The organism is Gemmatimonadota bacterium (genome assembly GCA_026706845.1).
In the GTDB taxonomy this organism is placed as follows: domain Bacteria; phylum Latescibacterota; class UBA2968; order UBA2968; family UBA2968; genus VXRD01.
This window is the reverse complement of record JAPOXY010000141.1, coordinates 1-15,108: the sequence shown is the minus strand read 5'-3', so window position 1 is coordinate 15,108 and position 15,108 is coordinate 1. Positions and strand designations below refer to the sequence as shown.

Genomic DNA, 15,108 nt, shown 5'->3' with positions numbered 1-15,108 from the left:
CTGACCTGTCTATTCATCCGACAAAGTAATACATCCAAAAGTTTCGCAATCATGCCATTTACATCAGCTTCCGGGATGTATCCTGCTCCAATAAGGAGAAAAAAGAAAAACCCATTATTAAATGGGTTGTATTAAATACCTCTGATATGGATAGGCCAGACCGATGGGTCTGCCCTTTTTGATGAGCGCAAGCGCCCCTTTACGCCTCCCAAATCAGTGCCAGCGCGCCCGTATAGCTATGCACAAAATTGCGCCCGCCCACAGGTGCCAGCTCTGAATTGCCAAAAAAGCCAGCCATTGGAAAAGCGCCCAGGTGTTTTCGAATCACCAGAACATCGTGATCGGGCTGTCCGTAAAGCCCAAATCCGCGTCCCATACAGTTAAAATACAAACCACATGTATTGGACGGACGCCCGACAGACTGCCGCAACTCCTGCATCACCTTCACCATATCTTCGTGCCCCGCGTGGGGCGTGCGCCGATTAAATTGAATGGTCTGCCCCACAGACACCTGTTCATTAACCGCAATCGCGCCCGAATGCTCGTCTATATGCGTCAGACTGCGAATTAAAAAATCGCCTCGCCCCCGTTCGGTTGCGTATTCATCCATCGCCAGCCCCACAAAAATATTGTTGCGCAAATCGGCCCTCTCCTCTGCCGAAAGCGTATTGAGCGCCTCCTTCAGCGCATCAATAGCTGGAACAAATGCAATCTGCTGAATCACATTGCCTTCGGCTCTGGTAATCGCATAAGCCTGCCCAAACGGCTGGCAACCTTGTGCCACCCCCGTAGCCACCTTGACCCCGGACAACAGCGCCACCACCACCCCGTGTTCACCAATCCACCGGCCACACCATTGCAATGTCCGCGGCGACGTTGAACCCCAGGGCCACGGATTGCCCGATGCGACACCTCCCACAACGGGCACATCGCCAGCCACCTCGGCAATCTGTTCAAGACAGACCGCCGGATTGGAGTAAATCCCACACATAAGCACCAGCAACGCATCCTCTGTTCCCTGAGCTACCACCTGCTCGCCAATACTGACCCCTGCATCGTCACCCTCAGCCACAAGAGGTATCACCTCAAGATGATCTCCCCCCAACACCAGCACAGCCACCCCTGGCTCGCGATCATTCTCTCGGGCATCTGTCAAAACACCCATGCCACTGCATCCAAATACAGCCTCTGTCTCCACCCGATCAATAACAACATCGACCATGGCAGCTGCATCGCCCATGTGGTGATAGGTCAAAAAAAGAAACGCAGCATCAACCGCGGCATCGCCCAGACCCTTCATCGCTTCAGACAAAGCGGCCTCAACAGCGTACATGCCATCGGCATCATTTGAATGTCCAGCTCCGGATCGCAGCATATCTTCTCCACGGCAAAAACAAATTTAAAAAAATAGCGTCAGGCAATATAGAGGCAAAAAACCGCAGATCAAACGATTTCCGAACCGATCTTTTTGAGCAGATGTATTGGATTTGCTTCCCATGCTATATTACTATAACAATACTTGCCACACACATGTAAATACCTTATATTAAATTGCTCTAAAATTACAGCTCTAAATCCCTATAAAACTCCCCAAAGAGCCTACCCAATGAATCTGAATCACAGCCTCCACAACGACACAGTAAAACACGTTGATCTCTCTTTTTACGTCGAAGTGCAAAAAGACAATTCCGTTGATCAGGTCATCACCAAAATGCAGAATAGTCAGCGCAAATGCGCGCTGGTCATGGACCAGGGCAAACTGATCGGCATTTTTACAGCGCACGATATTGCCCGCCGCGTGATCGATCAATCCGAAGTACTCAACGAGCCTATAGAAACGATCATGACCCCCGATCCGCTCACCTTGCAATCGGATATCACACTAATTGAAGCCATCCGATTTATGAGCGACAAGCCCCACCGCTATATGCCCGTCGTAGATGCAGAAGGGCGCGTATTGGGCACACTGACACACTATGCCATCATCAAATACATGAGCGATCACTTTCCAGAAGAAATCTACAACTTACCGCCAACCCCCGACCACTTTGCCAGCGCTCGGGCTGGTGCCTAAAATACTTCAGGAGGATTTATGGCCGAAATAGACATTGAAGAAACGGCCGAATCGGCGCTTTTCGAACTGTCCGAAATCGAATCAATTGCCATTCGCTTTGCAGGTGATTCTGGCGATGGCAGTCAGCTCATCGGCAAAGAATTTGCCAACACCTCGGCAATCGTCGGCAATGACATCAGTACCCTGCCGGACTTTCCCGCTGAAATCCGCGCACCTGCCGGCACATTGCCCGGCGTTAGCGGGTTTCAAATTCACATATCCAGCGAAGACATATACACCCCCGGCGATGAACCCCAGGTCCTCGTTGCCATGAACCCGGCAGCACTCAAAGCCAATGTCAACGACCTTCCAGACGGCGGCATCATCATTGCCAACACAGACAACTTCACGCGCAACAACCTGCGCAAAGCTGGATACGATGGCGACCCCCTCGAAGGCAATGACCTCTCCAATTACCGCGTGGTTAAAGTACCCCTCACCACGTTGCACAAAGAAGCCGTCGCACACGTTGAGGGCCTGAGCAATCGCCAGATTGACATGATGAAAAACTTCTTCGCACTGGGCCTGTCCTACTGGATATTTGACCGCCCGATCGAGCCTACCATTCGCATGCTCGAAAAGAAATTTCAGGGCAAAGACGAAATCATCGACGGCAATGTGAGCACCCTGAAAGCCGGCTACAACTTTGGTGAAACAGTCGAAGAATTTCAGGTTCAGTACCAGGTCAAAAAAGCCGTCGTCTCACCGGGCACTTATCGCGCCGTCACGGGTACACAAGCCACGGCAATAGGCATGGTCACCGCGGCACACAAAGCCGGCAAAACCCTCTTTTACGGCAGCTATCCCATCACGCCGGCCAGCGCGGTGCTCGAAGAATTGGCCGCATTGAAAAATTTTGACGTGCGAACCTTTCAGGCAGAAGATGAAATTTCCGCATTGGGCTCAGTCATTGGCGCTGCTTTTGGAGGCGCGTTTGCCGCCACGGGCACCAGTGGCCCCGGCATCGCACTGAAAAGCGAAGCCATGAACCTCGCCCTGATGATGGAATTGCCCCTCGTTATCTGCGACTTTCAGCGCGGCGGCCCCAGCACGGGTATGCCCACCAAAACAGAGCAATCAGACCTGCTCCAATGCATGTTTGGTCGCAATGGCGACAGTCCCATCCCCATTGTCTCACCGGCCACGCCCTCAGACTGCTTTGACATGGTCATCGAAGCGTTTCGCATCGCCGTTGAAACCATGAGCCCGGTCATTTTCCTCTCCGATGGATACCTCAACACCAGCGCTGAACCGTGGAAAATTCCCGATCCGGATGATATTCCGACCATACAGACCGAGCACAGAACCGATCCCGAGGGCTTCTTGCCCTATCTACGAGATCCAAAAACTCTATCTCGTCCCTGGGTATTGCCGGGCACGCCGGGCCTTGAACACAGACTGGGTGGACTGGGCAAAGAAGACGGCACGGGCAATGTATCCTACGACCCGGATGACAACCAGCACATGGCGAACATACGCGCCGAACGCCTGGCGCGCATTGCCGACCGCATTCCCCTCCAGCACGTCATGGGGCCCAAATCGGGCGATCTGCTCGTCCTGGGCTGGGGATGTACTTATGGTGCGATCCGGTCGGGAGTGCGCCGAATGCGACAGCAGGGCTATTCGGTTGCCGCGGCGCATCTGCGCTACCTCAACCCATTCCCCAAAAACCTGGGCGCAATACTATCGAGTTACAAAACCGTACTCGTGCCCGAACTCAACATGGGACAGTTGTCTTTGCTGCTCCAGGCCAGATATCCCACACAGGTCATCGTCCCCTTCAATAAAGTTCAGGGATTGCCCTTCAAAATTACAGAAATCTCCGGCAAAATTGCCGAAATACTGGGTGCTCCAAAGAGCGCATCGTTATAGAGGAATCCAAACATGGCAGACGCTATTGAAACACTGACGCGAAAAGACTTCGTATCCGACCAGGAAGTGCGCTGGTGCCCCGGTTGTGGTGATTACGCCATCCTCGCACAGATGCAGCGCGTGTTGCCCGAAATGGGCATTGCGCGGGAAGATATGGTCTTTATATCGGGCATCGGTTGCTCCAGCCGCTTCCCCTATTACATGAACACGTACGGTCTGCACACCATTCACGGTCGTGCGGCAACCGTGGCGACTGGCCTCAAAGTGGCCAATCCCGACCTGCATGTGTGGGTAATCACCGGCGATGGCGACAGCCTATCCATAGGTGGCAATCACCTGTTGCATGTGCTGCGTCGCAACGTCGATCTCAACATCATACTCTTCAACAATGCGATCTACGGCCTCACCAAAGGACAATACTCACCTACATCGCCGCCGGGCACGCGCACCTATTCGTCGCCCATGGGCTCTGTGGAACAGGACTTCAATGCCATCTCCGTTGCCCTGGCAGCCGAAGCCACCTTTGTCGCCCGCAGTGTTGACCGCAACACCAAGCACATGGCCGAGATTCTCAAACGCGCCACCGAACACCGCGGCACATCCTTTGTCGAAATTTACCAGAACTGCAACATCTACAACGACGGTGCCTGGTTTTTTGCCACCGAGGCAGATGTCAAAGACGATCAAACCGTGATCCTCGAACACGGCCAACCCATCATTTTTGGCAAAGACCGCGACAAAGGCATCCGCGTCAATGGACTCGCACCCGAAGTCGTAACCCTGGGCAATGGCGTATCGGAAAGCGACTTGCTCACACACGACGAAACCCTGGATAATCCAGCCCATGCGTATTTGCTCAGCCGTCTCACACATCCGGAATATCCGGTGCCATTCGGCGTATTTCGCTGTGTAGAACGTCCAATTTACGAAGAGCAAATCATCGCACAGGGCCGCCAGGCAGTTGAAGAGCGCGGCGCAGGCGATCTCAATGCCCTGTATCACGCGACAGACACCTGGATTGTTCCCGAAGGTCCCGACGCCGAAACCGTGCAAGAAGTCCACGAAGAATTGCCCACATCGAATATCATTCCCGATATCGAACAAGAAGACCCCATGGCACCGCGCACCGCGCTTCAGCAACTGCTCTACGACCCCATCTCATCCCTCGACCTGCCAGCACCCGAATGCGTATCTGCTGAGACCTCGGTAGCCGATGCCGTCGAGACCATGCGCAGTAAAAATCTGGGATGTTTGCTGGTCGTTGACAAACAGGGCTTGTTGCGCGGCATATTCGCACAGGGCGATCTCTTTGAAAAAGTTGCCGGGCGCGATATAGACCTGACAAAAATAACGGTCGATAGCCTGATGACCAAAGACCCCACCGCATTGAAAACATCTGATCCCATCGGTCACCTCCTGCACCTGATGTCTCTGCACGGCTTTCGCCACATACCCATTGTAGATCCCGATGGATGTCCCGTGGGTCTGGCATCCTTTAAAGTCATGCTCAAGTTCACCGGCGGTCTCTTCTCAGACAACATATCGCCCAACTAACGCGCGTCAACATCACAGCGCAAAAAGAGTCCGCAAGCACCTCGCGGACTCTTTTTTATTGGAGAAAAAATGAACGATGGCATCATCGGCTCGGGCGGTATGGCGAGTCATAATAAAAGAGGAAAACACGCCGTGAGCACCGCTGCCGAACGCGACTATCTGTTGGGAACAAATGACGAGGAACTGCACCGCCTGCAAGCGCAACACAATGCATGGCAGGCCGAAACCACAGACTTGTGGGATCGCGCCGCCTTTCGCGCTGGACAAACGATTCTCGACCTCGGTTGTGGCCCGGGCTTTACGAGTTTAGAACTGGGCGAGCGCGTGGGCGCAGGTGGGCGCGTTCTGGCCGTGGATGGATCAAAAAAATTCGCGAATTTTCTCCGACACCGCGCTGCATCAGCCAGTATGACGCAAATCGAGGTCGTCGTAGCGGATGTCCGCACCCTTGACCTGCCAGCCGCTTCTATAGACGCTGTGTTCGCTCGTTGGCTACTCTGCTTCATAAAAGAGCCACAAAAGGTGATTGAGCAGGTAGCCCGCATGCTTAAAAGGGGCGGACGCCTGCTCGTTATGGATTACTGCGCTTATGGGGCATTTGTCGCCCAGATCCAATACCCCCACTTGCGACGCGTGCTACAGGCGGTACACAGGAGCTTCGGCGATGGACTCAAAATCGGCGATAAGCTACCGCACCTCATGGAACGTTGTGGCCTGGAGGTCGTGGAAGTCATTCCCATCGGCGGCATTGCCCGCCCGGGCAACCGCATCTGGTGCTGGATAGAAGATTTCTTGCGCATGTATTTGCCCGAACTCGTGGCACGCGGCGCATTGCGCGAAGAAGATTGCGCGGCGCATTGGGAAGAATGGCAAACAAATGCCCGCGATCCACAAGCCAATATTTCATCGCCATCAATGGTCGGCGTAATTGGCGTCAAGATCTAAGTTTGGAGGAAAAATGAACGACATTCGCATTGGCATCATCGGCTCAGGCGGTATGGCGAGTCGCCATGCCCAGCACTTTTCCCGAACAGATGGCTTTGAACTCATTGCCATTGCTGCGCGAAACATAGAAACCGGGCCAGCACTCGCCAACAAGCACGGTATAGATTACTTACCGACCTATCGGGAAATACTCAAACGCGACGACATCGACGCCATCGCAATATGCACCTACAACGACACCCACAGTGAAATCGCCCTTGCCGCACTCGATGCAAACAAACACGTTTTTACCGAATATCCCGCGGCGCGCAATATCGATGAAGCGCAACAATTGCTTTCCAGAATCGACCAGTCGTCCCTTGTGCTCAGAGTTGGCCACAACGAAGTACTCTCGCCCTCTCACCGGACACTCAAACGACAAACAGCCCAAACGGGAAATCTCATAACCGCACTATTCACCCGCCTCACCCCGGGCCGTGGTCAACGTCCCGAAATCCTCTTTAATATCTCCATATCGGGTCCACCAGCCCTCTTTTTTGTCTATAACATCTATCCACTCGTCGATTGTTTTGGTCCCGCCACCTGGGTTGAAGCCGCTGCCCACTATGAAAATCTGCGCGATGACAGCACCTACGATAGCTTTGCAAATTCCGTCGCAGTCGGTTTTGAAAACGGCGGTATTGGTCAGTGGAACTGGACCGGTGGCATCGAAATTTCCGATGCCGAAGAATATCGCCACATCGTCATGACAGACGGGACGCTCATCAACAGAGGCGATGGCTGGCACCTCTCGACAAAATCAGGCGAACACGACCTGCCCGCAGCCGAATCATTGGACATCACAATCCAAACCCAATTCCTCAGTGATATCCACAATGGCAACTGGCAAACCGACGCGCGCACAGCCATCAACGCCGCGCTGATCGGTCTCGCAGCCGAACGATCAATTGAGGAAAACCGCCGCATAATCCTCTCAGAACTGATCTAAACGCTACACCTTCGGAACCTGCATCCCACAAGGACGTTTAATCCTACGAAAAAGTCATTAGAAAATTTCTACACTAAACCAGAGAAAGGCACGCCAATGAGATCATTTTCCAGGCTTTTATGCCTCGTCTGCATCGTGTTTACTGCTACCAGCGTTCGGGCCGAGACCTCATTACTACAGGCCATGCGGGAAGAACTGACCCGCTCCTTCAGTTCGCTCCAGAAGCAGCCGGTCCCACCCTACTACCTCAGCTATGAAATCACCGAGACGCAGGGAATCAGCGTCGAAGCCTCCTTCGGCGTGCTCACCTACAGCCGCGAATCGCAGCGGCGGCGGCTCGATATCGATCTGCGCGTGGGGGACTACGCCTTCGACAATACGCATCAGGTCCGCGGTGGCCCCCGCAATTGGTCCGATCGCTATTCGAGAATCGAAATTCCCATTGAGGATGATCCGGACGCCATCCGCAGCGTGCTCTGGTACCACACCGACAAAAAGTACAAACGCGCCATTGAAAAGCTAACCACGGTCAAGACCAATGTCCGGGTCAAGGTAGAAGAGGAAGACCAGTCGGACGATTTTTCCAAAGAGCCGGTCGAGCACTATGTGGAAGACATCGCCTCCTTCGACATCCCCCGCGACGAATGGGAAGCCAGGCTCAAGAAATACACGGCCCCCTTCGCCCAATACGGAGACATCTACGAAGCCGAAGCCAGCCTCTCGGCTAATATCTCGACCCGCCAATACGTCAACAGCGAGGGCAGCAAGATCCAGACCTCACAAGTACTCTACCGACTGTTCATCTACGCCTTTACCAAGGCCGACGACGGCATGGAATTGCCGCGCTACGAATCCTTCTCGGCCTTTACCCCGGAGGGTTTGCCCAGCGACGATGAGGTCCTCGCTCTGGTAGAGCGCATAATTGCTGACTTGCACGCCCTGCGCGACGCCCCTATAGTAGCCCCCTACACCGGTCCAGCGATTCTCTCGGGCCGCGCCAGCGGCGTTCTCTTCCACGAAATTTTCGGACACCGCATCGAGGGCCACCGCCAGAAACGCGAGGACGAGGGCCAGACCTTCAAAAAGAAAATAGGAGAAAAAGTCCTGCCCGAGACCTTCTCAGTTTACTTCGATCCCACTCAGACGAGCAGTGCTGGCAAGGATCTGGTAGGAGCCTACGCATACGACAATCAGGGCGTCAAGGCGCGGCGGGTCGTCGTCGTCGAAAACGGGATTTTCCGCCGCTTCCTCATGTCGCGTTCCCCGATCGAGAACTTCCCCAACTCCAACGGCCACGGACGCAAGCAGCCGGGCTATGCCCCCGTAGCGCGCCAGTCCAACCTCATTGTCGAGACCTCGGAGCCGCTGACCCGGGACCAGCTCAAGGAAATGCTCATCGAACAGTGTCGCAGGGAAGACAAGGCATTCGGCCTCTATTTCGAGGATATCCAGGGGGGCTTCACCATCACGGGCCGCACCTTCCCCAACGCCTTCAACGTGCTTCCCATCATGGTGTACCGCATTTATACCGACGGACGCGAGGAACTCGTGCGCGGAGTTGACCTGATCGGCACGCCGCTCACTGCCTTCAGCCAGATCGCCGCTGCTGACGATCAGACCGGCGTATTCAACGGCATATGCGGCGCCGAGTCGGGAGGCGTACCCGTGGCCGCGGTCTCTCCCGGCATATTCATCTCGCAGATTGAAGTGCAGAAGAAAGAGAAATCCCAGGAGCGCCGGCCTATCCTCGAATCACCTTTCTCCGAGTCCGCTGAAGAATCGGACCTCCCTTGAGCTTTTCCATCCAGCAGGAGCCATCCCATGTACAAAAGAACCTTCATCCACGTTATAGCTATCTTCCTGGCGTTTTCCGCGGTCCACGCCGAAGACGACATTCTGCAACGCGCCCTGCGCGACGAATTGGCGCGCTCAATGCAACAACTTCAGCTCGAAGACCTGGAGCGACCCTACTTCATTTCCTACCGCGTGCGCGAAGTGAAATCCAAAAGCAGTTCAGCGACCTTCGGCAGTCTGCTCAACAGCAGTGAGAGGCACTCGCGCGAACTCAGTGTCGAAGTGCGGGTCGGAGACTACGCCCTCGACAACACCAACTTCCGCTCGTTCTCTTTCGGTCGTACGGGCGTAGTGTACATGTACGGGGGCAGCGTGCAATTGCCCCTTGAGGACAACTACGACGAGTTGCGACGCAAGATATGGCTGGCCACCGACGGTGCCTACAAGAAGGCGCTCGAAGATCTGGCCAGGAAACGCGCGACCTTGCAAAACAAAACCCGCACCGAAGAAATTCCCGATTTCAGCAGGGAAAAGTCCGCCACCAAAGTACACAAAATGGCACCTATTGTCCTGGATCTCGACGCGCTGGAACAGCGAGCGCGCCAGCTCTCGGGCCTGTTCCGCGAGATGCCCGACATCTACACTTCAAGGGTACGTTTCAACGGGTCCAACACCTCGTTCTACTACTTCAACAGCGAAGGATCTTCCTTCTCTCGCACGAGTTCTTCACTATCTCTCACCGCGGTCGCCGCCACCCAGGCTCCCGACGGAATGCCGCTACAGGACTTCGTCGCCGTGTACGCCCGTTCACCGGAAAATCTTCCCGGTGACGACGAGTTGGCCGCGAAGATCAATACCATGGGCGAGCGTCTGAAGCAGCTACGCCAGGCACCGCTGGTCGAGCGCTTTACCGGACCCGTGATATTCACGAGCCAGGCAGCCACAGAGCTGTTCAATCAGGGATTTGTGCCCTACATGCTATCGACGCGCCGGACACTGTCCGACAATCCGGACTACGAGCGCTTCTATCCCCAAAAAAAAGAAAACCCTTTTCTGGACAAAATTGGTGTACGCGTCCTACCCGAATTCCTCAGCGTGCGCGCTGAACCGCTCATGGACGCCTATAAAAAGCAACCCTTGTTCGGCGGCTACAGGGTTGACGACGAAGGCGTTCCAGCGCGTCCAGTCCACCTAGTGCGGGAAGGCGTATTAGAGACCTTGCTGACGACGCGCACACCTGTGCGCGGCATTGACCAGAGCACGGGCAGTCGCCGAGGTCCGGGCGTCGCCCCCAGCAATATCCTGGTCGAGGCGGAGAAGGGCCTGAGCGAAAAGCAGATCCGCGAGGAATTTTTCAAACTAATCAAAAGGCAAAAAAAACAGTACGGCTACATCGTCACCCACATCGCCAACCCGTCGTACAATGTTTCTGAATCTCCGGTTATCTACTATTCCTCTCGTTCCTCTGACGACGAGAACAAGTTGCAAAACGCGATCTTCGTCTATAAAGTCTATCTCGACGGCCGCGAGGAACTCGTGCGCAACGCGGAATTTGCGGGCATCGGCCTTTATACCTTCAAAGACATCGTGAAGGTGTCTAAGACGCACGCGGTCAACACCGTTCCCTTTCGCTCGCAGGACAACTCCTCCCCCTTCGGACGAGGTGAGTCAGTTCTCGTAAGTATCGTCACTCCTCGCATGGTCCTGTTCGAGGACATCACGATCAAGCCGCCGAGCGGCGAGATTCCCAGAGTACCCGTGTCCCTACATCCCTTCTTCGACAAGTGAGGGTCGTGCCGCTGAGAATAAGCACAAAATATGCGTGACAGTCTGCGTTGTTTCGCGTATCATGAAGATCAAAGTATTTTCCCACAACTTTCAGCAAAAAACAATGCCCCAAACCATTTCTCTAAGCGACCTGGACTTCCAGTCGGAAAATATTGACCTACAACGCGCTGCCGAGACATTCAAAACCCATGGTGCGATAGTCGTGCGGGGACTGCTCCGCGAATACATCGACGCACTTCACCGCGACATCGAAGCCACAGCCAGGCAATCCCTCGACCTCCTCGATCAAGCCAGCACAATACCCGAAGGATGGCGCACGCCCAACAGCACCCTCTTTATACCTGCGCCTGAAAATTACGAACGCGATCGACAAATCATGGTCCTGGGCATCAACTACAACACCAGCGCCACCTTCTTTCGCTCGGCATTTCACCCGCCCACCCTCGACATCGTCGAAGCCATCCTCGGTCCCAACATCGAACTCTACGGCAACGGGCAATGCCTGTACAAAGAACCCGTCGGAGGCCATCCCAAACACCTGCACCAGGACTCGGCCTATTTCGAACACCGGTACGAAGGACCTGTTGGCATCCTCACCTACGTCGTCCCCACCGACCTCAAAAACGGTGCCCTCCACGTCGTACCCGGCTCTCACAAACTGGGACAACTCGACCACATCGACACCTTCTCGCACCTGGGACTTGCAGACGACGAATGGCCCTGGGAGCGTGCCCTCCCAATACCCGGTCAACCCGGTGACGCCATCTTCTTCCACGTCAAAACCGTTCACGGCTCCAAACAGAACCATTCGAACAAACCCCGCCCCGTCTTCATACACCGCTACCGCAGATCCGACGATTACGTCGTCATACGCGGCACCACCACAAAAAACCGCGCAGAATCGTCAAAGCGTCCGATAGAAGAAAAAAAAGAAAATGGATTCATGGTACGCGGTTTTCGACCATATTAAAAAAGCGCGGGACATAATCCCACGCTTTAATTTTCACCATCTGAACTTCTCTAAACCTGCGCCTCCACCATCACCTCAATAGCTGCCAGATGCGCCGCAACGCGCACATCCATCGGCTACGCCGTCGGGCTCTCTGACGTCACCAAATGCCCGTATTCCCACCCCGCGCTTCCGCTAATTCCTATCACATTTACAAAACTTTTCAGACTTGACTTTATTGCTTAATCTATATATCGTCTCAAGTCTGTATATCGTCCTTTGTGGAGTCTGCTTATGCACGCCCTTCATCTATATAGGACCACCGCAAGTTTTAAAAGATTTTTCGTCATAGTAGATATAGAAACACATACATGCTGAGATTTGCTGAAGAAATACTGCTACTTCTCCACAACGAAGACCGAGGTGATTTCGCACCCGGTCTTGCACCAGACACTTTGAACATCGTCCTCGCTGGTGCCGTATTGATGGATTTGGCCCTGGAAAACCGCATCGATACCGATCTCGAGCATCTCTTTTTGGCTGATGCCACGCCTCTCGAGGACGACCTGCTCGATCCCACCCTTGCCGACATCGCGCGCGATACGGACACACGAGACGCCAACTATTGGCTCGCAAAAACGACCAAACGAGGCGACGAAATCCGCGATAAAGCACTTACGCGTTTAGTCAACCGGGGCATATTAGAACCCGAGTCCGAAGATATCTTTCTCCTCTCGCGCCTGGTGTCGCGCTCCCGCCGCTATCCTACCATTGATGGAAAAACATTAGAAGAAGTCCGGTTACGCATTATGCGCGTACTGTACACCGATGAAATTCCGGACCCACGCGACATCGTCATTATCTGTCTGGCGGATGCCTGCGGCGTTTTCAAGAATATTTTATCCCAGTCAGAACTATCGGAGGTACAAGAACGGATCGAACTGATTCGAAAAATGGACCTGATCGGCCAATCGGTTACCAAAGCGATCCGCGAGCATGAGCCTCCTACCCCTCTCCCTACTCCACGCAAGGAGATACCTCAGGCACCGGGGTTGCCGCTTATTGGCAACACCATCGGCATGAAGCGCGATTTGGGCTCGCTTCTCGTCAAACAATACCGAAACTTAGGTCCGATTTTTCGCATCAAGGCATTCAATCGCCGCTTCGTCGTCCTCGTAGGTCCCGAGGCGAATACCTTCGTAAAGCGAGGGGGTAAATACCTGCGCACGCTTGAAAACTGGGTGGATTACAACAAAGCTGGGGGAGTCGGACGTAGCATAATCAGCATGGATGGTCCCGACCATATTCGCCTGCGCAAAGAACTGGCGGATGTGTACACCCACCGCCTCATTGAAGGCCGCGTGGCAGACGTTGTCCGCGTTCTTCAACAAGACATCGCCGGATGGCCACAGGACAAGCCGCTGCCGGGCTTATACACCTGGCAGCGCATCGTCTTAGATCAGATCGGTGTGCTGGCCCTCAGCATGCCTGTACACGACTACTTAGACGACATTATGATTTATTTTCAGAGCAAGATGAAAACCTATGTCATGCGACAGCAACCCAGGCTGATGTTATATCGACCACGCGTCCGGCGTGCCTTCAAGCGAGTGGAAGAACTGGCTCAGCGCATTCTGGCAGATCACGAACCAGAAAAACGCCGCAACAAGCCACCGGATGCCATTGACCATTTGCTGGAACTGCACCACAGGGATCCGCAATTTCTTCCCGAGACCGATTTAGACATGTTGGGACCTCTCTCGGCCGGTCTCGATACCGTGGCAAATATCTGTGCCTTCATGTTCTACGAATTATTGAAGCGACCGGAGCTGCGCGAGCAGGTAATTGCTGAAGCAGACGCCCTCTTTGATCAGGGTATGCCTACCGTGAACGATCTGCGTCAACTCGACGTCATCCACCGCACGGCAATGGAAATAATACGCCTCTATCCCCTTGCTCCAGTAATGTCATTGCGCACAGTAGCCAACTCATTTGAATTTGAGGGCTATAAGGTCCCCGCTGGCGAGACCCTTCTTATTGGATTCACAGTACCGCACCGGATGCCGGAATATTTCCCCAATCCGGAGCGCTTCGATATAGACCGCTACACCGCAGAACGCGCTGAGCACCGCCAGCACGGGGTCTATGTCCCCTTCGGCTTAGGAGCGCATCGGTGCCCAGGCAACAGGCTCGCCGAGGTGCTCATTGCGCTCAACATGGCGACCGTCCTCCGCGAAGCCGAATTGGTTCTCCATCCGCCCGATTGCGAATTGAAGACCAAACGGAGCTATGCCCTCCTACCCAACTACAAGTTCCGCCTGGTGCGTCGGCACCGATAGCGAAATGGAGTGTCAAAATGCCCACTAAAAAGCCACGAGCTCACCCCAACACGTCCGCACCCCTGCGCGTTTGGGCGAGGCTCCTCTGGGGCCAGGACGGGGTGAGGGTTGCACCTCAGCACCGGGGACGAGTGAGGCGAATTCTCCTTGGCTCGGCCCTGATGGTGCCGCTACGCTTGATCGAAAAGATGCGCTACGGGCGCGCCGTGGCTCGGACGAAAATTGCGCATCCACCGATCTTTATCATCGGCCATGCCCGCTCGGGCACGACGCACTTGCACTATCTCCTGACGCGCGATCCGCAGTTCGCAATCGTCTCGTTGTTCCAATCCATCGCCCCGACATTCTTTCTGATCGGCCGTGGTTGGATCAAGCGTTTCATGGCCAAACAGCTCAAGCCAAAACGTCCGCAGGATGATGTCAAACTGGCGATGGACCTGCCGAATGAGGAGGAATTCGCGATTGCCAATTCCTCTGAGCTATCCAGCGTTCACTTCCTTACATTCCCATCCAGGGCGACGGAATACTTTGAAAAATATATCTTCCTGAGGGGACTGACTGAGCGGCAACAGGCGCGCTGGGATGCCGTCATCACGGACATCATTAAAAAAGCCACCCTTGCGGGCGCTGGAAAACAGTTGGTACTCAAAAGCCCCTCCAACACCGGCCGAATTCCCCACCTCCTGCGCCTTTTCCCCAATGCCAAGTTCATTCATATCGCAAGAAATCCATGCGATGTCTATTACTCGACAAACCATACATTCAG

At 54.4% G+C, this 15,108-nt stretch carries 11 protein-coding genes and 1 pseudogene; 11 read left to right on the top strand and 1 reads right to left on the bottom strand.

The window, feature by feature from the left end; all coding sequences use genetic code 11:
- Window positions 1–199: 199 nt before the first annotated feature.
- On the bottom strand, window positions 200–1,375 hold the full coding sequence (locus OXG87_13880; protein MCY3870643.1) for an FIST C-terminal domain-containing protein: 1,176 nt from the start codon (window positions 1,373–1,375) through the stop codon (window positions 200–202).
- Window positions 1,376–1,606: 231 nt separating this feature from the next.
- On the opposite strand from OXG87_13880, the gene OXG87_13875 reads away from it, so the two are divergent.
- From OXG87_13875 to OXG87_13825, 11 genes and pseudogenes are all read left to right on the top strand, one after another.
- Window positions 1,607–2,074: a CBS domain-containing protein gene (locus OXG87_13875; GenBank protein MCY3870642.1), complete on the top strand. Its 468-nt coding sequence runs from the start codon at window positions 1,607–1,609 to the stop codon at window positions 2,072–2,074.
- An 18-nt stretch (window positions 2,075–2,092) separates the two neighbouring features.
- The gene (locus OXG87_13870; GenBank protein ID MCY3870641.1) at window positions 2,093–3,985 is read left to right on the top strand and encodes a 2-oxoacid:acceptor oxidoreductase subunit alpha; all 1,893 of its coding nucleotides are present in this window, start codon (window positions 2,093–2,095) and stop codon (window positions 3,983–3,985) included.
- Window positions 3,986–3,997: 12 nt separating this feature from the next.
- Window positions 3,998–5,008 (top strand): annotated as a pseudogene (locus OXG87_13865) (2-oxoacid:ferredoxin oxidoreductase subunit beta).
- A gap of 90 nt (window positions 5,009–5,098) precedes the next feature.
- The gene (locus OXG87_13860; protein MCY3870640.1) at window positions 5,099–5,539 is read left to right on the top strand and encodes a CBS domain-containing protein; all 441 of its coding nucleotides are present in this window, start codon (window positions 5,099–5,101) and stop codon (window positions 5,537–5,539) included.
- 69 nt (window positions 5,540–5,608) lie between these two features.
- Window positions 5,609–6,484: a methyltransferase domain-containing protein gene (locus OXG87_13855; protein MCY3870639.1), complete on the top strand. Its 876-nt coding sequence runs from the start codon at window positions 5,609–5,611 to the stop codon at window positions 6,482–6,484.
- A 13-nt stretch (window positions 6,485–6,497) separates the two neighbouring features.
- Window positions 6,498–7,472 (top strand): Gfo/Idh/MocA family oxidoreductase, encoded by a 975-nt coding sequence (locus OXG87_13850; GenBank protein ID MCY3870638.1) that lies wholly within the window; start codon window positions 6,498–6,500, stop codon window positions 7,470–7,472.
- 96 nt (window positions 7,473–7,568) lie between these two features.
- Window positions 7,569–9,266 (top strand): metallopeptidase TldD-related protein, encoded by a 1,698-nt coding sequence (locus OXG87_13845; protein MCY3870637.1) that lies wholly within the window; start codon window positions 7,569–7,571, stop codon window positions 9,264–9,266.
- A 27-nt stretch (window positions 9,267–9,293) separates the two neighbouring features.
- The gene (locus OXG87_13840; GenBank protein ID MCY3870636.1) at window positions 9,294–11,054 is read left to right on the top strand and encodes a metallopeptidase TldD-related protein; all 1,761 of its coding nucleotides are present in this window, start codon (window positions 9,294–9,296) and stop codon (window positions 11,052–11,054) included.
- Between the two features lie 103 nt (window positions 11,055–11,157).
- Window positions 11,158–12,024, top strand: coding sequence for a phytanoyl-CoA dioxygenase family protein (locus OXG87_13835; protein ID MCY3870635.1), 867 nt, complete (start codon window positions 11,158–11,160; stop codon window positions 12,022–12,024).
- A gap of 350 nt (window positions 12,025–12,374) precedes the next feature.
- A complete protein-coding gene (locus OXG87_13830) occupies window positions 12,375–14,342 on the top strand; it encodes a cytochrome P450 (protein MCY3870634.1) in 1,968 nt (655 codons plus the stop codon).
- Window positions 14,343–14,473: 131 nt separating this feature from the next.
- The coding region (locus OXG87_13825) for a sulfotransferase (GenBank protein MCY3870633.1) at window positions 14,474–15,108 on the top strand (635 nt) is incomplete at its 3' end.